Below are 20,381 nucleotides of genomic sequence, written 5' to 3' on the forward strand. Positions count from 1 at the left end.
ATTCCGCTTTCAGTCGAAATGCTCTAAGTGAGACGGGACAATGGGGATGCATTTGGATCAGCCATCGAAGAATCTCCTGATTCCTCTCTATTATGGGATGCCCAACACGTTGTCTCTCAGTTGTGATTGACGTGGGAAGGTGTCTCATTTTTCTAGAGATGGTGTAATGGGTAGTGTGAACCAGAACGTAGCGCCCTCGCTAGGGGCGAGGAAGGTGTACAAGTCCATCGATATGGGCGATATGAGACGTTATTGTGTGAGTTTGGCGCTTGAAGCGGGTCTGGAGCCGTCGCGTTGATGAGTGCGTGTGACTGATGTGGTGGGGGGAAATGTGAAAACGTTGTGAGCCTGGTGCGTAAGTGGGCGGAGCGTGAGGGCGCTACAAAGGGATGGCTTGGCGCGCCTGTGTCACCGGGGTAGGAGCTTGGTGGGGCCTGGCGAAGATGTGCTTCAGGGGATGTCTCGCTGGCGCGTCCGTCCTTGCCCATGTGTAGGGCTTAGAAGTCTTGTGGCGTGAAGGGAAAATGGGCCATTGGAGATTATGGAGGTAAGGCACCTGTTCGCGAAGGTGTTTTGCCTGAAAGGGATGCCGCCACGCTTCCTCAACGATGAAGAAGCATGGCGGCACCCTTTTCAGGCAGTGAACCCTGAGCATCAGAGAGAAGTACGTCTACTCCGGAGTGAACGTGCTCATGAGCTGAGAAACGATACTCTGTTTCTGGTTTCTTCCAGAGGCGGGTGGACGATTCCATGCCTCATCTTTGGCTCCACTCGCTGGTTCCTTGCTCACCAGGGCGACCAATCGGTCTGCAAGTGAGCCGCGATGGGAAACGGAGTGGTGATACCCGTTAAACTCGGCATACTGGACCTCATACCCTTTGAGGCGCAACACATCACGCAGATGCCGATTGCAGCCAACCATGTAGATCCATCCCATATCCTCCTTCAAACCAACCTCCAGAGAGAAACGAAGAGGGAGGCGTGGGCTCTCGATAAACTGCTGGATTATCCATTCTTGTTGAATATCGTCCTCAGGATCTTTCTCCCACCAGAACGAGCCAGATTGCGAAAGCACATTGCCAAAGGTGTTTGAGGCGCGTAGCCCGGCGAATGCGGCTGCTAATCCGCCATAGCTACAGCCGCCAACAATCGTCTGGGTGGCCTCAGCCGTCACATGGTACTGTTCATGAATCCATGGCATCAGTTCCTGAACGAGAAAATCGATAAAGGGCTGGTGGCAGGCTAGTTCGCTGTTGCGCGTCTCATCATCTGGGTGATCAAGGAAGACGGCGACCAATGGAGGGATCCTCCCCTCTCGTATGAGATTGTCCAGAATGGTTGGTGTTGGGATCAGGTCAAGGTAGGTCCATCCATCAAAGAGGAGCAAGAGACGGTATGGCTTGCTCATCTCAGTGTACTCGGCAGGAGTATACACCCAGATGCGGCGTTCATTGTCGAGGATCTGGCTGCGCAAGCGATGGGCATAAAGTTGACCCTTGTCTCCATTGGGGTGAGGCTCAATCCAGGGCTGAGCAGGAGCATGGGGTAATTCCAGAATGGAGAAGATAACCTCCTGCGAATCAGGTTTTTCTTCGTCTCTGTGAGCCACAAACTGCTTGGGGTTGAGCGGATCAGGGAGAAAGCGGGTGCCAAAACCTCCCTGCGCTGGACCAGCCAAAGCATCGTTGATAGAGAAGGTATAGACGCCGCGCAGATCGGTTTGCAGCCGGTAGGTTTTGTACCAGAGATCAGTCTGTAACAAGCGCGTCATCTGATGTTCCTCGGGGTGGTCTAACCCTGCTGGCCCGCCCCAGATCACGACATTGTGTGTGTCTCCGTTCGCTTTCCACAGAAACGTGACCAGAGCGTGCTTCTCATCTCCTCCAATCGTTTCTATCAGCGGAGCCCCCTGTCGCGTCATTTCTTGCCAAAATGCGAGTAGCGCAGCCGTATTTCCTGAGAGCATCTGCTGCTGTAACGAGGTAAGGCGCGGACTGATCGGTGTGTGTTGTGCTTCCATACAACATCCTTTCTCTATGCCGTTCTGTATCCATTGATACAATGAAGTACATCAGATGCCAGAAATATGAACAGAAAAGTGCGTTGCATGAGAAGGTAGGAGAGACAACGTGGAGGAAAAAGGCTTATGATATGTGGTGCGGGAATGAGGATTGTAAGAGATAGTACGCCTTCATCGCGACGTTGCTAACACACTACTCAGAATGCTGGACAAAGCAAGAGAACTGTTGTTTGGATGCAACAGCATGGCTTTTCAGTCACATTCATTAGCAGGTGTTAGCGCTGGTCAGGCATATCTCTCTCCTCGTTGGCTGAATATAGAGAACGTGTTTTTTCTCCATAGGAAGCATACGCTATTTTCATTATATTTGCAATGGTTTCAACTTTCTTCTTCTCGCCACTGGATCTGCTTGCAAGTGCGTTTCAAGTCATGTGTACAACAACGTATCAGCGTCAAACATGTCGTACGAACTGAGTCAAAGCTCTTCCCTATTCAGCTTCTTTCTCTTCGCTTGTCAGGTTTTTTCGTCTTATTGTGATAACAAGAGAAGAGGAAAAAATTTATCATAGTTGCAAAATGATGTGAGAGCAGAAAAGAGAAAGAGAACACTGTGCTTCATCAGAAGAATACGACAACCTTTCTTCCTCCAGAGAGGGAGGAAGGTGCTTCATTCGGGCTCATGCTCACCAGTATGCGCCCATGGGTGGTACGCCTCTGTCTTCGTTGGGTGAAACAAGAAGAGGCTGCCGAAGATCTTGCGCAGGAAACCTTGCTCGCAGCCTGGAAAGATCAAGGGAAATTACAGAAACCTCTCGATCAGGAAATGCTCACGAAGTGGCTTCGCGTGATTGCTCGCCATATGTGTTTCCGCTGGGCGAGGAATCACGGGCGTGAGCTGGCTCACCATGCACCCATTGGTTCTCAACCAGAGTACTCAGAGCGTTTAGAGCATGGTGTCATTGATACATTCAATATGGAGATCGAACTCGAACAACGGGAACTTGCTGAATTGCTTTCCCGCGCCCTAGATTATCTTCCATTGGGGATACGTGAGACACTCGTACAACGATATTTGCATGGTATTTCACATGATGAGATACGCCAGCGCTTCAACATGAGCGAAGATGCTCTTGTGCAACGACTGTATCGAGGAAAACGAGCACTACGGCGTGTTTTGCTGACTCAGATGCGTGAGGAGCTAGCCACTTATGGGATTGTTCCTCCTGATGAAGGATCATTGCACGTGACGACAAGGATGTGGTGTCCATTCTGTGGCACTGGCCACCTGATCAAATCCATTGATTCCCAACACCACAAAATTCGTTTTTCCTGCCAACATGGCTGCCCTGTTGTTGGCCTGACTCCCCCTGAGCGATGGCAGCATATGAGCAGTGCCCAAGCGCTTCTTGGGCAACAGGTCATGTGGTTAGAGCGTTATTACTGGCGTGCCATCAATGATCAACCATCATGCCTCTATTGTGGTCGCCTTGCTCAGAGAGAGATACGCGCTCCCTCTGCCCTCCCATCGCGTTTTTTACGGTTCGGTGCACAGCAAGGGCTCGCTATTGTTTGTATGGGTTGCGGTCGAACGCATTTCAACACCGTATCTCATCTGACGTTCGACTTAACGTCTGTACAACAATTTTGGCGTGATCATCCACAGATGCAATGGCATCTCGGCTCAACGATTGAGTATGCTGACCAACCAGCTCTGGTCAGCCATTTCCAGAGTAAAACCGATGGTTCATATCTGGATGTGGTATGCCATCGTGATTCACTCAAAGTTCTTACGATCCATGGCAATACAATGAGTGAGGAACATTTTGGTACATAAGCTTCTCAAGCAGTGGCCCCGTGAAAAAAGGTTATTTGTCAGGTTTCTTCTCACTTTTGTGATAGAGAAGGTGTAAGGGTTTTCCAAGCAAACAGAAAAGACTGTGAAGGAGTGAGAAAAAGATGACTTCATTGCCACAAATCCCAGAGACAAAAAGTGAGGAAACTGACATCTGGTGCCCCATGTGTGGGGAAGAATATCTCATCAAGTTTCAGAGCGTTATTGTAAACAACGTCCGTTTTCGTTGCCCAATCTGTTGCCCCATTGGAGGGCTATCAAGGCCGGGAGTATGGTTGGATGGAGAAAGTTCCCAAATAATGCTAGACCATCTTCTCATCTGGCTAGGGGCCTATTATTGGCAGGCAATCACAACAGGCCAGGTCTCTTGCCGCTTTTGTGAAGGCGGGGCTCGCGCAAGCATCTGCGGTCCCCAGGATATCCCATCACAGTACACCATACGAAACGTGAAAGAATCGTATGGCGTCATGATCGTCTGTTCATCATGCCACCGTACAGAGACGAATACCCTCTCTCACTGCCTCTTTGATCTCCCACAAGTGCAACATTTCTGGCACAAACATTCTCGAATGCGATGGTATCCTGTGAGAGAGGTTGACTACCAGGGACAACCAGCTCTTCTCGGCCGTTTTCAGAGCGTCATTGATAAAGCAGGAATCGATGTCATCTGCCAACGTGAGACGCTGGAAATTCTTCAGATTCAGGAGAACCAATTGAATGCTCAGAAGCCTGAAAGATGAAGAGCAAAGGATGTTGAGCGCTGCGTTCTGGCAACGACCGCGGTTGATCTGTAGTACCGGACCTCTACAACCTTTGTGAAACAGTGGAGCGAAAGTGCGGAAGTCCCAGGATACATTCTGGGCCTTCCGCAGGGAGAGGAGCAAGTAGAGACATCATGCAATGTACTACCTGCATACTGACATATTTCTCTTCTCTCTTGCGTTTACGCCGTGAGGAATTCTGCATCATTTGGCGCGTGCAGAAAGAGAAAGGGGTGAGTGAGGCAGAAAGTACTTATGAGACGCTGGCGTGCACATGGGGATCGGCGCGAGCGGAAGCAGAGGAATTGGTAGCGGTACTGGGTTAGCATTGAGAAACGCAAAGCCACAGAAGGCGTCATGATCACGACAGCGTCTTTGACAAGAGGTGCTCTCTACCACTCATCGAACAAGAACATTTTTGCCTCCATAAAGGAGATGGTGACGCTCTTTGCTCTGAATGCAAAAGATACATCGTTACAGAGAGCTATCATCGCCTGGTTTTCAGTGCACGATGTTGTTATGGGTGCTGTGCGCGTGTCTTAATGCGATGGCAATTGTTCATGATACAATTGGGCATAGAGATCACTTTGCTGAATGTTCACCCGTTAAAGGGCACACCATATACTACTTGGACTCCCCAAACCTTATGACTGAATGGGTCGTGCCTTCTTAAAGATGACAAAAGATACCAGAAATTTATTATTGATTTAGAGATAATTGTAGATATTTCCGTCATGAAGTTCGCATCTCAGATTACTTGCTAGCTTCGTATGCATGTTGCGATGTATGTTTCTTTCTATCTACTTTCCCCCCAAAATCGCATGCGCCAAGTTACTATATCTAAAATACTAACTACTTGATTGCTCCCCCAAAACTCTGCTATAGTAGACATGATTTAAGCTCGTCTATTTAGAACAATATAAAGGATTGGAAGAGAGATGTATCAGATGATGAGCAATCGCATCATCTTGGCACATGCTTGTGACCAACTTCCAAGTGGTCACTAAAAAGAAGTATGTAAGCTTCGTCTCATTTCAATAAAAAGCATGGATATACTACCGCCATCACCTATTTCTCCTCAGTCTTCTGAGCACCTGGCTCCGACATTCTCTCAAGTTGCAGGAGAAGCAGCGGATACAATCGTCCAGCCAAATAAAGTGCTACTCGTAACTGAGCTACCGACGACTCCATTAGTGGCAATTTCCAAAGATCATTTCCCATCCTGGAAGCAAGCTTTTAAACAGGCACTTTTTCTCTTTGGAGTAACACATCTCATCTATCTCTTCCTGACGTACCTGGCGGCGCTTTTTGAGGTCAAGAATTTTTCGAAAACCGCGCTTCCCTTGACGACACTCTTGCATCGCTGGGATCGTTGGGATACGGAGCATTTTACCAGTATCGCGACCCAAGGCTATACGGCTCCGTGGAAAACCGCCTTCTTTCCCCTCTATCCATTCCTGGAGTCTGTCGTCTCCTTCATTATTCATGACCCATTCGTTGCTGGATTAATCCTTGCCAATCTTGCGTCCTTTGGTATTCTCATGATTCTCTATAAGCTGGTTGCGGAAGATTTCGGTCACGAGCATGCGTCTCGCACCTCACTCTATCTCTCGTTGTATCCCGCTGCATTTTTCCTTGCCGCTGCATATAATGAGTCGCTTTTCTTATTGTGTGTGCTTGCATGCTTTTACGCCCTCCGACATCAGCAATGGTGGTTCGCCGGGATATGTGGGTTGCTTGCAAGTTTGACACGCTCCGCTGGCATTCTCTTAGTGGTACCCTTTTGTTATGAGTATTTGCGTTCTTGCAACTTTCAGTGGAAAAAGATTCGTTGGCAGAGTCTCAACGTGCTGCTTATTCCATGTGGGTTGGGCATGTTTGCCCTGTACTGTGGGTGGCAATTTCATGATCCTCTGGCATTCTCTCATGCGCAAAGCGTTTGGGGACGTCAATTCCGTCTTCCCCCTCTTGGTTTTATCTCCTCTCTGAGACTTATTGTGACCAATCCAATGCTGACTTTTACCTCGATTCACAACGTGATTGATTTGAGTGCAGGTCTTGTTATTGGAGTGCTTGTTGTCCTGAGCTTTATTGGACCCTGGCGATTTCGTCAGAGAACGCTCGCATATGCACTCTATGGGGCGGTGGCATTCCTCTTTGTCATCATCTTTCCGAGTACTATAGGAGCGCCTCTCCAATCTCAAATGCGCCTGGTCATGGAAGTCTTTCCTGCTTTTATGGTCTTGGCAATGATGGGGAAGGATCAAAAAGTCCATACAGCCTATATGCTACTTTCCAATGGGTTGATGATCTTCTTCCTGCTCCAGTTCTTGACTGGTTACTGGATGGTATAAACATCTCATGGGTGGTATGCCTATAAATGAGTCGTGTTCGTTTGACATTCTTCCTGGCCTTAGACATATCACGCGATGAGGTGGAAAGGGAAGAAATGCCTTTCAAGACAGTCGATCTTTTATTGACAACATCCGCTTTTGTTGCTGGAGGCCGAGGTTAAGATGAGTCGTAGACAGGAAACACTACAATCAATTCGATATGATTGGCGCAGGAAGCTCGTGTTCTTAGGGCAATCTATCATCCAATTTCTTGATGATGGGAAACAGAAATCTTCGATTAAAGTGCTTGATGGGGTGCGGGCAGTAGCGTGCCTTTCTATTCTTATTTTTCATGTCAATGTCGCTGCACAAGACCATCAGTTCTGGCTCCCTCTTCCAGTACTTTCCTCGTGGTATGGAGCAGTTGCGTTATCTGGACAATCCGGAGTCATTCTTTTCTTTCTGCTCTCCGGTTTCCTCTTATTTCTGCCATATGCAAAAGCTTTGCTCTTTGAGAGTACCTGGCCTTCATTCTGGCAATTTTACGTGCGACGTGTTTTTCGCATTGTTCCCGCGTACTATGTTGCTCTCTTCCTCATGATTTGTTTTTTTCATCCAGAGTATCTTCAGGTAGACAAACTTCACGATCTCTGGTTGTTCCTGACCTTTCGTATGGATGCACCCGAAACCTTCCAGCAATTGAATGGCCCCTTCTGGACGTTAGCCGTTGAATTCCAATTTTATCTTCTCCTTCCGTTGTTTGCCTGGATCTTTGCTTTATTTGTTCGGCGCGGGAAGGTTGGCTGGCGGATGACAAAATTGATGCTCTGCTTAGTCGCGATGATGACGTGGGGAGTAATTTCCTTATATTGTCTCTATGTCTGGTTACCGAAGGGAACCCTCACGCCGTTTTATCCTCCTTCTGTGCAGGCTGTGGTAAATCCCTATCTCTTTGGCGGGGGTGGCAAGTTCCTGGAGGTGTTCGCTATGGGCATGTTGATCTGTATGCTCTACACCTATTTGCGCTATAGTCCTCAGGATAGCCATTGGAATCAGCATATTCGTAGGTTCAGCGTGCCTCTCTTCCTGTTCGGTCTGGCAATCTCCAGTTTTATGGTGCTCTGGCACTTTTATGCATGGGATCAAGGCCATACATTCCATCTTTTTGATGCCTACCGTAACCTGGCCCTTCATTCATGGAATGAATGGGAGGGATTGTGCTATGCTATTGGATTTGGGTTGTGCTTGCTAGCACTTTTATATGCGCCCATCTGGCTTAAGCGCCCCTTTGAATGGTCTCCTCTTCGCTGGATTGGCCTCATTTCGTTTAGCCTCTATATGTGGCATGATCCCTTAATAGCGCTCTTTGTCAGTGTGGTCATTGTTCCACTTCACCACCAGATTTCCAATCCAGTGATACTCAATAGCCTTGTGTGGGTCTGGGTGTGTCTGGTGATTATTCCATTTTCGTGTCTTTTGTATCTTTTTATTGAAAAGCCTGGAATGCGCCTTGGTGAAAAGATACGTCAGAAACTGGCCAAACAACCAATGCATCAACCCCTCCTTATTCCTGTTCCACCCCTATCTGCGAATACACGTCCCCATGAAAAACCTACACCTTTGCCTTCTGAGCCTGATCGGTTGCCTCGTGTGTAAAAGTACCTGATGCCTTTGGATTCTCCCGCAGAAATGGTGCTCAGCAAGAGCACGCAAAGGCTCCCTTCGTGCAAATAGAGCATTCTTGAGGTACCGTGTATTTGGGCAATAAAAGTCTCTTATCCCAGGAATGAACCTGGGGTAAGAGAGAAAGGAGCCAGTCTACCTCTTAAGTCTGAGGGCTGACCAGCGTTGCTCTTATTCACATCCACTGTGTACTGAGTATGAGGAGTAACCGTGGCCGTGATAGCGTCGATTGCTAAGAGATGCGGTGGGAAATGGGGCGTTGAAGGGTCAAGAATGAAATCCACTCTCGTCATACGATCTCCTTTTATCTTTCAAAAGCTTCTTTTCTCCTCTGAATAGCTCAATTATATCGCCTCATTGATCGTCCTTCTTGAGTTTGCACTAGGAGTTTACCCTTCGGTTCATCAGTCTGGCGACAGAGAATGGAATGGACTCTTGCTAGAAGATAAGAAATCGTGAAGCGCAGCCCATCGCTGCGCAAAAGGAAGAAATGGCCCTGGCTGCAAAAAGGCTCGCACCCGCTGATTCCCTTGAGATAGATCGCCTGATAATGCCAGAGATCGTGAGCACGCACCCACCCATAGGCAGCAGCAGCCACTTCTAATTCCGTTGACGTGAGCGGGAGGATGCAGCGATAGGCTTCAAGAAAGGTACGACACGCGTTTTTCTCAAGCTTACAGACATAATGAAGGGTCCGCACGACTTCCCAAGCACGAGGCGCAACGTACGACTGATCCCAATCGATAACCGCACTCACCTGCCCATCTTCAAAGAACAGATTGGTTTCTTGATAGTCGCCGTGAATGACCTGCTGTTCAAGCGATGAAAGATCTTCGAGATTGACTGATGGGGTTGTTGCGAGCCAGGCACGACGCTCAGCTAATCGAGACAATGCCTGGCTGTCCTCACCGTTCCCAGGAGGCTGGGAACGAATAACCTTTTCAATGGTATCTATGGTTGCGGGCGTCTTTGTACGATCAATTGTAAATGAGCGGTGAGGGACTCGCTCATGAGAATAGTTGACGAGGATCTGGTGAAGTTCGCCCAGGAAACGCCCCATAACCATTATCTCATGGAGTGTCAGGTCACCACGAGCAATTTGCTGTCCTGGAGCGATCGGGAAGAGCGCATAAAAATGGCCTTCCTGCTCAAGGATGCTCTCGCCATTCGATAAAGGCAAAGGGGAGAGAACGGGAAGGCCATGTGTTTGTGCATATGCAATGAGGGCGTGCTCACAGGAAATGCGCCAGCACTCATCCGGTGTGTAGCGGTACGCGCGCAGAGCATAGCTCCCTTCAATTGTCTTGAGTAAGAGGATACGATGAATGGTTCCGGTTTCAGGTGTCCATGTTGAGAGAATAGGTGAGAGGTTCCAGGCGCGGCGCAGGTCAGAGAGAGCAAGCATAGATCTCATTCGCACCTTCTGACAACAACCCCTCTAACACGCTCAACAAGTCGAACTACAACTTGCCCTTGCTCGCCTCGCTCAAACCACAGGTACACTGTCTCCCTGCAAGATGATCATAAGCATTTGCAAGAAGTCAGTCATCCTCGCCTGGCTGAGACGCTGTTTCGCTCCCCGCAGCTCGCGCTCTTCGATCTGGGGCCGGGCGAGTGGCTTCTCTAATGAAAAAAACGGAGCTAGTCCCGCTCGCAGGAGACGGCGTGTTGCCGGCATTGTTCAATTGCCGTTGTTCGACTCAGAACCAATTAATCTAGCTGTTGGGGCCGACGAAACCAAGGATCGGGCTGCCGCGCGTACCCCTCTCCATCTCGTTGAGAAGTCTCCTTTTGATAAAGATGCAGAAGAGTAGTCGCATCCCCTCTTGGTAAATTATAAATGAACTGAAGAGTGGACCGATTTTGCACGGAATGCGGTTGGATTGTGTATTGAAGGATGGAACTTGAGGCGAGGATGCCTGGAAAAAACGCTGCATATCTAGGGAAGTATTAGAGAAAGTTGTCAAGAGCTCGAACGCTCTTGGCAGTTACCACATCCTTGTTTTCTGGAGAGGGTCTGATGATCAACCAGGCAGCCTCCACAGACTGATACACGAGACAGGCGAGCACTCCCCCATAGATCGTGTCGTTTCCTGGAGATGCATCGCACATTGGGAAGGGAGAGAAGTGTGAGTGAGTTATCTTAATCGTACGTATGTCAGTGCAAGGTCCTTCTCCCAGGCTGCTCCCTCTCGTGACATTTCACCCAGACTTTCCATCTTGTTGCCGTTATCTTCTATGGTCATGGTGACTCGCTGAGAAAAACTTGGCTCATCACGCCACCACTTGAGCTGATTTCCCGTTATGGTCATGTCGTATTTTCTGGAGATGCCACGTTCATCAAAGGAAAGCTGAAAATAGGTTTTTGCCACATCATCGCTGCCAAAAATCGCAGCCCCGTCAGGAAAACTAGGGTGGTCAATCTCTGAATGCATGATCAAGAATGCGCCGCCAGCAAGCCAATCAAAAGTTGTACGGCCATGCAAGATTGTCCCGGGAAGGTAGGGATGAGACCCGGTGGTTTGCCATTGGCCCACAAAAACCTTAAAGGGTTCAAGCGCTGGGTTTGGTCGTAATGCTTCGCTTCCTATTTTTTTCTCCATGTTCTTGATTGTAGCTCTGATGGCCCAAAAAATCAAGACAGTTTTCGGGCCCAAATCGGTATGTACCACTTTCAATCGAAGTTACACCAGATGTGAAGCGGTTTTTCTTAGGCAATGAAGCCTCAAGTTCCATCTTTCAGATCATATTCTCACCCCCCAAAATCGGTCCACTCTTCAGTTCATTTACCACCTCTCTATCAGAGTTGCATCATCATCTACCAGCGCCACTTACTATTGCACTCCACCGTGCGCGAATCTGCGCCTCTTGTACCTTTTGCTGTGAGCGGGGGCCAGATGGAATCCATTCTCTTAAGCCTCCTGCGTTGGGATACTCGTACCAGTATCCATTCTGCTCTTTTCGCTTCTTCTCCTCTTCCGATTCAAAGTGTACGTATTTCACCATTGGGCATAAGTGTAGGAATATCTCTATCATCAGCCTTTAGCCTAGCAGCATAATCATTCGTAAGAAAGCAAACATCTCGTTCAGGATACTCTTCTTTATTTCTTGCAACACAACCTCTCTATGATCTGGCACAGAACACGCGCGACGGCTTGCATCTCGCGTCACTGGCGGGCATCTGGACGGCCCTGGTCGCTGGCTTCGGTGGACTGCGTCTGCGCGATGGTTCCCTCGCGTTTGTCCCCAGGCTGCCAGAGGGCATCGCCCGGATCGCCTTCCACGTGGTGTTCCGCAATCGTTGTATCGGGGTGGACATCACGACGACCGAGGTCAGGTATGCGCTTCTGGAAGGCGAGCAGCTGGTGGTCTGGCATGAGAGCAAGAACATCACCCTTTCCACCCAGGAAGCCGTCATCCGACCTACTCCACGGATCCAGGCAGGGCCGCAGCCGAAGCAACCACCTGGGCGCGCACCTCTGAAACGGGCTGTCCGACCCTTTCCAAGAGGACACGGGAGCTGCCACATCACAACGGGCAGGGTGGTGATGCTGTTTCTCATGACGGCTTTCTGGCTTGATCGACGACGGGCAGCGCAAGCCAGAAGGTCGACCCAGAACCGAGTGTGCTCTCCACGCCGACTTCTCCCTGGTGTGCTTCAATGAGCGTCTGACAGATATAGAGACCCAGGCCAAGCCCTCGCTCAGCGCTGCTGCCGACAGGCAGGTCTTCACCGCGACGAAAGCGCCGCCAGATGTCCTTCTGAGCCTGCTTCGAGATGCCTGGCCCCTGATCCCGTACCCAGACACGAGCCCTCCCATCCTGCCGGATCATGCCGATGGAGACAGATTGCTCAGGGCTTGAATAGCGCAATGCATTGGTCAGGTAGTTGGCCACCACCTGTTTGATACGGCCCCTGTCCACCAGCACGGGAACCGTCGTCTGCGTTGGTAGATCGAGTAGCAGCACTCGGTGCGGCGCCATGTGCCGCAGATCTTCGACAGTTTCACGCACCAGCGCCAGCAAGTCACAGAGCTGTAGCGTGAGCGGTAATTTGCCGGCGGTGATACACGAGACATCGAGCAGATCGTTGACCAGGCGCGTCTGGACATTCACCTGGCGCTCCGCCGTGGCCAGTTCCTTGAGCAGGGGAGAAATGAACTCCAGAGAGTGCTGCTCCACCATCGCCTCTTGCCGTTTGAGCCGCCGCTTGAGCACTTGGAGCGTCCCTTTCAGGATCGTCAGCGGGGTACGCAATTCATGGCTGATCATGCTCAGGAAGAGGTCTTTTTGCCGTTCGAGTTCTTTGCGGGCGGTCAAATCGACAACAAAATTGACGGCGAATTGCGTAGAGTCGGCGTTGCGAAAAGATGCGCCTCCCACCAGCAGCGGCACACGACGGCCATCTTTGGTCACACACTCTGTTTCAAAGGGATGAGCCACACCAGTCACCAGGACGTCCTTGAACGCCTGGGCGACTTGCGCCTGGTACTGCAGGGATGTCATCTCTATCATGTTCACGCGGGATGCTGCTATATCCTCCTGGGTGTAGCCAACCAGATCGAAAAAGGCCGCATTGGCCTCCATAATGGTGCCCTCCAGGTCGCTCACAACGATCCCAATGAGGTTGGACTCCATCAGCCGGCGGAAGCGCTGCTCACTCTCCCGCAGTTCCTCTTCCGCTCGCTTGCGGTCAGTGATCTCCACGGCGACCCCGATCTGGCGAACCATCCGGCCTTGCTTGTCATGGATTGCCTGTCCTCCCCCACTCAGCCAGTGCAGGCTCCCATCTGGCCAAATGAGGCGGTGCTCGAACCCTTCCTGAAGGTCGAGGCGATCCTTATCAAAGATCCGAGCGACGCGCTCACGGTCATCGGGATGAACCCTTGCCAGGAGGTCCTGAAGATTGAGCGGAACGTCGGGCGGGAAGCCCCAGAGCATGCGAGCCCGAGGGGTGCATACCAGCCCGCCGGTATGCAGATCCAGCTCCCACGCGCCCACGCGCGTCGCTTCCAGCGCGAGCTGGATTTGCGCTTCATTCATTTTCTTCTCCTTTGTTGTGAGAGATTCCTCATCCCTTTTTCTTTCACTGTCGTTCCCTGGTGCGTGTCCACCGATGATGTTTACCACCGGACTGCACCTTCGTCACGAGCCTGACCCAGGTGACGGCTTGTGGGGTCCAGATGGGCAAGCTGAAGCGGTATGGCAGGTCATGATTGAATCCACCGTCGCCCTGTTCGCGTTCTGTTCGCCTCTGCAGAAGTTGCCATCCAAGGCCCGCATCCTGTTCTTGTGCTTCCCCACCATGCTCGGCCATTTCGGATGGCACAGTGAACGCGCTCACTGTCGTTCCCTGGTTCTCGGCCATTCCCACCTGCTGATCCGTCTCTTTCCCCCGCTGGTGAAAGGAACCCCATCTTCTGCAGGAATTGGCTCGCCGTGAGCGAGGAAGTACATAAGTCCGTGTTTCCTCGCTGCACCTGCTCATCCAGGTCTGCGTGCGAGGAGGAAACAAACACACGCATGCGCTCAGGCGGAAGCGCGAGGTTGGGCCAAAGCACCCGCACCACAGCGAACGGCGCGAACTGAACACCGTTGATTTCCACTATCAGGTGGGTGGCCTCGCCACTCGGACGGCCACACGATACTCCATGGGTCGTTTTCTCCTTTTCCATCCGTCTTGCTCCTGAGCGCGGGTACTGCATCTCGCGCGGTCGTGTCTCAGTCGCGGATGACGGCTTTGGTCCGCATCAGGAACTCGCCGAGGTAGCCATCGTGGGGGATGCCTGGTTCGAGCCAATACGTCGGATGGTTGCCGATGTAAAGATTCTTAATCGTTGGCTCTGCGAGCAGTTCGTCCAGCAGGTGCTCGTCCTTTGTCACCGCAGTAAGCACCAGGGTCTGCTTCAACGGAGCGATCCCGGCCGCCCGCGACCAGGGCGCGACCCACACACACGGAAAAGCCAGTTCAATGTTCGCCTGGGGTGCGTCGGGGCGATCCAGTTGGTGGACGGCGGGACGCAGCACCGCACTACCATCCCCCAGGTCATCGACGACGCCCTCGCCCCCCAGATGCGCCCTGGTCCCAGTTGCTTTGGCCAGCAAGTAGCGCTCGATCTTCTGCGCCGCCTCGAGGGGATAGGCTGTCAGCACTGCCTGCTCATCCTCCGGCGGCAGGCTCTTAATCGCCGCGAGCCGCTCGGCAATGGCTTCAGCGACCGGCGTCGGGTTGCCTTCCACAAACACCGCCGTGGTATTAATGCAGGCCCTCCCGCCCTCGTGGCTGATCGAGGAGACGATCATGTCGAGGTATTCACGCCAATCGGCATCCGCTGTGAGCAGGATCTTCGATTGACCGGGTCCTTGCGGCAGCACCGTGGGATTGGTGGCGTATGTGTCTACCACCTCTTGCCCTCCGTAGACCATGGAGAGATCGGCCTGGCGCAGGATCTCGGAGGCTTCATTGTAATCGGTGGGCAACAAGACGACCTGATCGTCGCCAAACCCGCAGGCCCGCAACGCAGCGATCAGCCGAGACGGCGTGAGTGGTTCGCGCCGCGAGGGCCGAACGGCCACCCGGTAACCCAGGGCCAGCGCCTCCAACCAGATGCTATGCACACCAGGGTAGTTGCCCGGCGCATGCACCGCGAAAACATTCCCGCGCCGGACCCAGACCGCTGTCCCTTCGCGCGCTTTGGGCTCGTGCCAGTCGTTCACCGCCCCAATGGGCCGGGCCTGCTGAGCGCTGTCGTACACCTCAGCGGCCTTGCGAGAAATCCCCTCAACCGATTCGCGCACGATGGAAATTGGCGTGCCGGACATCCGGCTCACGAGATGCTGATACGTAGGAGCAGACATCCCGTTGATCACTCCGTAGGCGAAAAGTTCGCCAGCTCGTACCAGGGCGCCCAGGCGCTCCTCCAGTGGCAAGGTATCTGCCTTGCGCAGCGCGGCCATAGCTCGCGTGACGAAGAGCCTGGGCACCAGGCTCAGCTCGGCCAGTGGGTGGCCCGCCACATCCGAGATAGTCAGTCGGTTGCGGGCTCGGTAGGCTCCGTGAGGTCCCAGGGCGTCCACCGCGATCAGTTCATGCATTACACTCATTAGTACACCCCCTCAATGACGGCTTCATTGTCAAACTGTGCAACAGGAGTCACATCGGCCACTGAGTCTCCCAACTGGCCCTCTGGTGCTTCGATCCGCGTGGCCATATCCCGCTCCAGATTGTTGGGTAGCAGCATATCTTTGCTGAGATGGTGCATTACCACCTGGCCTCGCTCGCCGTAGCCAACCCTGCGGCCAGTGGCGGGGTCGATCACGCTGAAAATGATGAACGGCGAGGGCGGATCGAAGATGCAGGGATCGTCGTCGGTAAGACCCAGGCGTTCGGCGGAGCCTCCCAGGATCATGGTGCTTCCATAGAGTCCCACCAGCTTCACACCTGGAAAAACCTCGGTCTGGTACAGGTGGCGGGTATCGGCGTCCATGTGCGCGCCTCCCCAGAGGATCCCTTGCACCTTCTGGTTGATCAGTTCGACCAGGTCATCGTGGCGGGCGATCCGTTCCAGCATTGGCGGAGTAATCGAAAGGATACCGATATCCTGTGTACGCAAAAGATGCGTGATCTGCTCGACGAGGTGTTCGCTGTAAGCCTCAGCCTCCTCGATCTTGCCGGCGGCAATCAGCTTCTTGACCCAGCGTGGGTCCATATCGATCGTAAAGGCCAGACCACCACGCTGCGTGGCCTGCTGCTTGTGGAACGCGCCGGCCATATGAGGTCCACTTGGGAAGCCGACAAGCCAGTTCACGTTGCGTGGTAAGCCGTGCGCATCGAGCTTAGCGCTTGTGTGTGCCTGTGAGCGGTCGAACCAGTCACGCAGGAAGACAACGCGCTTGGGAGCCCCGGTGGTGCCTCCGCTTTCATAGATACCGACAACCTCAGGATGGGCTCCATATCCACGGGGGATCAAGTCCTCGACGCGCACGTCGCGTAATTCATTGACAAGATTGGGAAACAGCGCCAGATCCTCCACGCTCTTGATGTCCTTGCGTGGATCGAAGTGCAGAGACTTAGCCCGTTCCAGCCAGTACGCTGATCCGGTTTCGGGACTGAAGTGCCACTCCATAACGGCACGAACGAATTCCTCTTGATCAACGCTGGCTCCCAGGGGAAGATCGAGGGGGGAATGCAATGTAATCATGGGAAATCACCTTTCTTTCCTGGCCGAAGACACTCGACCAGCTGAGTTATATAGGATACACATCAATAGTCGTATTGATGTGATTATATAGTTTATTGATAACACTATTTATATTACGGATAGGTACTCATAAAGTCCAATACCAAATCACCTATTGTTTTATAGAGAGGAACCTATTAATACACGTCAGCAGACGAGGAGGCAGAGTCCGATGAATCTCTTACAACTGAAGTATTTTCAAACGGTAGCCCGGATGGAGCATATGACCCAGGCAGCCAGAGCGCTCTCGATTGCCCAGCCCTCGCTCAGCCAGACCATTGCGCATCTGGAAGACGAACTGGGGGTGCCGCTCTTTGAGCGACAAGGGAGGTACATCCGGCTCAACGCCTTTGGCAGAGTGCTCCTGCGGCATGTGGAACGTCTGTTTGGGGAACTGGACGAGGCCAGGCAGGAGCTAGCTGACCTGGCAGGCACGGAGTATGGCCAGATTGCACTCTCCGTGATCGTGCCCCAGATCTTGCCTGAGCTGCTGGGTGCCTTCCAGGAACTCCATCCTCACATTAGCTTCCACCTCTTCCATCAGCGCACGCTGCAGGCGGCGCAGCAGCAATTGGAACGAGGAGAAATCGACCTGTGCATTATCTCTCCTCCGCTTGAGCAGGAGAATACCCACTGGCAGGAGGGCCTTGGCTGGATTCCCTTGCTGAATGAAGAGATCTATCTGGTGGTGCCGCTCGGACATCCTCTAGCTGGGCGGAAAAGCATTCACTTGTCCGAAGTGGCCCACGAGCCCTTTATCAGTTTGAGGGCTGGAGATAGCTTACGGGAGCTGACCGACTGCTTCTGTCGCCAGGTGGGTTTTACGCCCAGAATCGTGTTTGAGGGCGACGAGACCGAGACGATTCGCGGCCTGGTCAGGGCTGGTTTGGGGGTGACGTTTATCCCCCGCCTCATGGTACGCAGTACCCCTCAACTCGCAGCACGAGCCCTTCCCATCGCCGAACCGCGCTGTCAGCGTCAGCTCGGGCTTGCCTGGCGCACCACGCATTACCTCTCGCAGGCGGCACAGCAGTTTCGAGCGTTCGTCATCCAGTATTTCCACCAACTTGAGCAAGAGAGCCCGTGAATCCTGGTGTAGACTCCTGGACTTTGACCTTGGCTTCATTGAACAGATCGATGAATTGGCCCAGCGTGTTGAGGCGCTCGCTCATCAAGCGTTTGTCCTGTTCTACGCATAGCGGTCGAGAAAAATCAGAGTTGATAAAGGAGGCTAGAATTGCAGATTTTATCTACAACAAGTAAGTGGCGCTGACTGCATGCTAGCGCCACTTACTTGTTGTAAATCTTGCTATCAAAATGGCCCTGTTTGCCTGAAGGGTCTATCCTTATGGTAGGGAATAGAGAAATAGAAAAAAACATGCAAACAAAGCATGAGTAAGCTCATGAAGACGCTCTGGCATGCAGCGAGGTTGTTTCCTATTGTATGGCATCGGTGCTCGGCTCTAGGCTCTCTCACCCTCTCCCCTCTTGTTTCTAAGATATCCAGATAGAAGCATCGCTGTTAGGATCATCAACCAACGTGGATCCACGATGATGTGTGGACAGAAGGGAATTGCTATGACTACCGTTCAGCAACGAAAACTGTCCTTCCCTCTGACCGAAGGGAAGCTCTGCATTGATGGACAGTGGCGTCCCGCGCGTGACGGGAAAACTCGCCCCATTCTTAATCCCGCCACAGAGGAAGCGATAACATTCGTGGCCGAAACAACCGCGAGCGATGTTGAGGATGCCATTACTGCGGCCAGCAAGGCTTTTACGAGCGATGCCTGGCGCAAGTTGAATGTGTATGAGCGCGCGCAAACCTTGATGCGCATAGGAGATCTCATTGAGGAAGAGGCTAATGGAGGCTCCTAACGGTCAAATGCCTGTTGGTGACCTGTACCGAAGGGCTGGGGCGCCTGAAAGAGCCGCCCCACACGGCCTTCGCTGAAGAGCAAGCCGCCCGGAACCATCTGCGTTTTCGCATGAGTCCACAGATACAGGTTGCGCTTCAAGCGCGTTCGAAGCTGCCTGGAGAGAGCTGGCGTGGGGAAGATGTGGAACTGCTTGCCAGTCATCAATCTCCAGGGATCATGGCTCCCTACGAACGCCTGCTCGGTGATGCGTTGCGCGGCGATCCTGCGCTTTTTGTGCGCGAGGATACGGTGGAAGCTGCCTGGCGCGTGGTCGATCAGGTGTTGGATGAGGCAACCCCTTTCTATGAGTACGAGCCCAACACCTGGGGACCACCTGAAGCCGAGAAACTCATCGCTGATGCTGGCGGCTGGCACAACCCAACTGTGGTTGCGAGTGAAATGTAAGACGTAGGAGCAAGGAGAACACTATGTCCAAAATCCGTGCCTGGGCTGCTCATGGTCCTGGGCAGCCCCTCGACCCCTACGAATACGAGGCTGGGCCGCTTGGTCCAGAGGAAGTTGAAATCGCGGTAGAATCCTGTGGACTCTGCCATTCTGATCTTTCCATCTGCAACAATGCATGGGGGATATCAGCCTATCCCTGCATTCCTGGTCACGAAGTCATCGGTCGCGTGGTCGCCTTAGGGGAGTCTACCAAAGGGCTGACCATCGGTCAGCATGTTGGACTTGGCTGGACTGCCCAGAGTTGTCTGCATTGTCACGAGTGTCTTTCAGGCAATCACCATCTCTGCAGCCAGGTTGTTCCGACGATCGTTGGTCACTACGGCGGCTTTGCTGAACGGGTACGTGCTCAGTGGACCTGGGTCATTCCATTACCTGATGCCTTAGACACAAGCGCGTCAGGTCCTCTCCTGTGCGGTGGCATAACGGTCTTCTCGCCTTTCCTCATCCATGATATCAAACCCACTCAGCGTGTTGGGGTAGTCGGCATTGGCGGACTTGGCCATCTGGCTCTGAAGTTTGCAGCCGCCTGGGGCTGTGAAGTGACCGCTTTTACCTCCAGTGAGGCCAAATATGAAGAAGCACGAGCCTTTGGTGCTCACCGGGTCTTCTCGAGCCGGAATGCGGAAGAAATTCGTGTCCAGGCTGGTACTCTCGACCACATGCTCGTCGCCGTGAATGTCCCACTCGATTGGTCGGCGTTGATCGACACGCTTGCGCCTCAGGGACAGTTACACATCGTTGGTGCCGTGCTGGAAGCCATTCCTATTGCAGCCTTCGACCTGATCAACGGTCAGCGGAGTGTTTCAGGATCTCCCACGGGTTCACCGGTCGCTATTGCGGATATGTTGCAATTTGCGGCACGTCATCATATTGTGCCACAAGTTGAGCATTTTAAGATGAGTAATGTGAATGAGGCTTTCGCCCGCCTGGAATCAGGTAAAGCGCATTACCGTATTGTGCTCGACGCGGATTTTGGAAGCACGGAAATTACACCCACTGATCGCAGGAAAATCCTGGGTTAAGGGTGGAGTATAAAAATCCCAATATGATCCTGGTGGGTAGGCTACCCCAAAAAGATTGCCCACCAGGATCATTGTTGTCAAAGTCGCCA

At 52.4% G+C, this 20,381-nt stretch carries 17 protein-coding genes; 9 read left to right on the forward strand and 8 right to left on the reverse strand.

Features of this window, described 5'->3' with window-relative positions; translation table 11 throughout:
- Positions 1-670 precede the first annotated feature (670 nt).
- On the reverse strand, positions 671-2,020 hold the full coding sequence (locus K3T82_RS25855; protein WP_220196422.1) for an alpha/beta hydrolase-fold protein: 1,350 nt from the start codon (positions 2,018-2,020) through the stop codon (positions 671-673).
- 610 nt (positions 2,021-2,630) lie between these two features.
- On the opposite strand from K3T82_RS25855, the gene K3T82_RS25860 reads away from it, so the two are divergent.
- The 4 genes from K3T82_RS25860 (at position 2,631) to K3T82_RS25875 (ending at position 8,622) form a co-directional block, all read left to right on the forward strand.
- Complete coding sequence (locus tag K3T82_RS25860; protein ID WP_220196423.1) at positions 2,631-3,854, forward strand: RNA polymerase sigma factor; 1,224 nt, start codon at positions 2,631-2,633, stop codon at positions 3,852-3,854.
- Between the two features lie 317 nt (positions 3,855-4,171).
- Entirely contained in the window at positions 4,172-4,612 is a 441-nt protein-coding gene (locus tag K3T82_RS25865; RefSeq protein WP_220196424.1) for a hypothetical protein, read from the forward strand.
- A 1,067-nt stretch (positions 4,613-5,679) separates the two neighbouring features.
- Positions 5,680-6,987, forward strand: a complete 1,308-nt coding sequence (locus K3T82_RS25870) for a mannosyltransferase family protein (RefSeq protein ID WP_220196425.1) — start codon at positions 5,680-5,682, stop codon at positions 6,985-6,987.
- Between the two features lie 162 nt (positions 6,988-7,149).
- A complete protein-coding gene (locus tag K3T82_RS25875; protein WP_220196426.1) occupies positions 7,150-8,622 on the forward strand; it encodes an acyltransferase family protein in 1,473 nt (490 codons plus the stop codon).
- A gap of 119 nt (positions 8,623-8,741) precedes the next feature.
- Here the strand turns inward: K3T82_RS25875 and K3T82_RS25880 are convergent, their stop codons facing one another.
- From K3T82_RS25880 to K3T82_RS25890, 3 genes are all read right to left on the reverse strand, one after another.
- Positions 8,742-8,942, reverse strand: a complete 201-nt coding sequence (locus K3T82_RS25880) for a hypothetical protein (protein WP_220196427.1) — start codon at positions 8,940-8,942, stop codon at positions 8,742-8,744.
- A gap of 47 nt (positions 8,943-8,989) precedes the next feature.
- Positions 8,990-10,054: a phosphotransferase enzyme family protein gene (locus K3T82_RS25885; RefSeq protein ID WP_220196428.1), complete on the reverse strand. Its 1,065-nt coding sequence runs from the start codon at positions 10,052-10,054 to the stop codon at positions 8,990-8,992.
- 733 nt (positions 10,055-10,787) lie between these two features.
- Positions 10,788-11,321, reverse strand: a complete 534-nt coding sequence (locus K3T82_RS25890; RefSeq protein ID WP_236031574.1) for a hypothetical protein — start codon at positions 11,319-11,321, stop codon at positions 10,788-10,790.
- A gap of 483 nt (positions 11,322-11,804) precedes the next feature.
- Here K3T82_RS25890 and K3T82_RS25895 point away from each other — a divergent pair, with 483 nt between their 5' ends.
- Complete coding sequence (locus tag K3T82_RS25895) at positions 11,805-12,314, forward strand: glycosyl hydrolase family 65 domain-containing protein (RefSeq protein ID WP_220196429.1); 510 nt, start codon at positions 11,805-11,807, stop codon at positions 12,312-12,314.
- On the opposite strand, the gene K3T82_RS25900 is transcribed toward K3T82_RS25895, so the two are convergent.
- The 4 genes from K3T82_RS25900 to K3T82_RS25915 all read right to left on the reverse strand — a co-directional run bounded on the left by K3T82_RS25900 (position 12,208) and on the right by K3T82_RS25915 (position 16,850).
- Positions 12,208-13,692, reverse strand: a complete 1,485-nt coding sequence (locus K3T82_RS25900) for a PAS domain-containing sensor histidine kinase (protein WP_220196430.1) — start codon at positions 13,690-13,692, stop codon at positions 12,208-12,210. The genes K3T82_RS25895 and K3T82_RS25900 overlap by 107 nt on opposite strands.
- 43 nt (positions 13,693-13,735) lie before the next feature.
- Complete coding sequence (locus tag K3T82_RS25905; protein WP_220196431.1) at positions 13,736-14,023, reverse strand: hypothetical protein; 288 nt, start codon at positions 14,021-14,023, stop codon at positions 13,736-13,738.
- Between the two features lie 347 nt (positions 14,024-14,370).
- Positions 14,371-15,744 (reverse strand): aldehyde dehydrogenase family protein, encoded by a 1,374-nt coding sequence (locus K3T82_RS25910; RefSeq protein ID WP_420799342.1) that lies wholly within the window; start codon positions 15,742-15,744, stop codon positions 14,371-14,373.
- Positions 15,745-15,752: 8 nt separating this feature from the next.
- The gene (locus tag K3T82_RS25915; RefSeq protein WP_220196433.1) at positions 15,753-16,850 is read right to left on the reverse strand and encodes an acyl-CoA synthetase family protein; all 1,098 of its coding nucleotides are present in this window, start codon (positions 16,848-16,850) and stop codon (positions 15,753-15,755) included.
- A 211-nt stretch (positions 16,851-17,061) separates the two neighbouring features.
- Between K3T82_RS25915 and K3T82_RS25920 the strand changes: the two genes are divergently transcribed.
- From K3T82_RS25920 to ahr, 4 genes are all read left to right on the forward strand, one after another.
- Entirely contained in the window at positions 17,062-17,976 is a 915-nt protein-coding gene (locus K3T82_RS25920) for a LysR family transcriptional regulator (protein ID WP_220196434.1), read from the forward strand.
- 491 nt (positions 17,977-18,467) lie between these two features.
- Positions 18,468-18,764, forward strand: coding sequence for an aldehyde dehydrogenase family protein (locus tag K3T82_RS25925; protein WP_220196435.1), 297 nt, complete (start codon positions 18,468-18,470; stop codon positions 18,762-18,764).
- Between the two features lie 17 nt (positions 18,765-18,781).
- The gene (locus K3T82_RS25930; protein WP_220196436.1) at positions 18,782-19,210 is read left to right on the forward strand and encodes a hypothetical protein; all 429 of its coding nucleotides are present in this window, start codon (positions 18,782-18,784) and stop codon (positions 19,208-19,210) included.
- A gap of 23 nt (positions 19,211-19,233) precedes the next feature.
- Positions 19,234-20,292, forward strand: a complete 1,059-nt coding sequence (gene ahr, locus K3T82_RS25935; protein ID WP_220196437.1) for an NADPH-dependent aldehyde reductase Ahr — start codon at positions 19,234-19,236, stop codon at positions 20,290-20,292.
- Positions 20,293-20,381 lie beyond the last annotated feature (89 nt).

It is taken from the genome of Ktedonospora formicarum (assembly GCF_016587355.1).
Taxonomy (GTDB): Bacteria; Chloroflexota; Ktedonobacteria; order Ktedonobacterales; family Ktedonobacteraceae; genus Ktedonobacter; species Ktedonobacter formicarum.

Bases quoted from the DNA above. Each gene is read 5' to 3' on its own strand.
- K3T82_RS25855 (WP_220196422.1), bottom strand. From the start codon at position 2,020: ATGGAAGCACAACACACACCGATCAGTCCGCGCCTTACCTCGTTACAG.
- K3T82_RS25865 (WP_220196424.1), top strand. From the start codon at position 4,172: ATGCTAGACCATCTTCTCATCTGGCTAGGGGCCTATTATTGGCAGGCA.
- K3T82_RS25870 (WP_220196425.1), top strand. From the start codon at position 5,680: ATGGATATACTACCGCCATCACCTATTTCTCCTCAGTCTTCTGAGCAC.
- K3T82_RS25875 (WP_220196426.1), top strand. From the start codon at position 7,150: ATGAGTCGTAGACAGGAAACACTACAATCAATTCGATATGATTGGCGC.
- K3T82_RS25880 (WP_220196427.1), bottom strand. From the start codon at position 8,942: ATGACGAGAGTGGATTTCATTCTTGACCCTTCAACGCCCCATTTCCCA.
- K3T82_RS25885 (WP_220196428.1), bottom strand. From the start codon at position 10,054: ATGCTTGCTCTCTCTGACCTGCGCCGCGCCTGGAACCTCTCACCTATT.
- K3T82_RS25900 (WP_220196430.1), bottom strand. From the start codon at position 13,692: ATGAATGAAGCGCAAATCCAGCTCGCGCTGGAAGCGACGCGCGTGGGC.
- K3T82_RS25910 (WP_420799342.1), bottom strand. From the start codon at position 15,744: ATGCATGAACTGATCGCGGTGGACGCCCTGGGACCTCACGGAGCCTAC.
- K3T82_RS25915 (WP_220196433.1), bottom strand. From the start codon at position 16,850: ATGATTACATTGCATTCCCCCCTCGATCTTCCCCTGGGAGCCAGCGTT.
- K3T82_RS25920 (WP_220196434.1), top strand. From the start codon at position 17,062: ATGAATCTCTTACAACTGAAGTATTTTCAAACGGTAGCCCGGATGGAG.
- K3T82_RS25925 (WP_220196435.1), top strand. From the start codon at position 18,468: ATGACTACCGTTCAGCAACGAAAACTGTCCTTCCCTCTGACCGAAGGG.
- ahr (WP_220196437.1), top strand. From the start codon at position 19,234: ATGTCCAAAATCCGTGCCTGGGCTGCTCATGGTCCTGGGCAGCCCCTC.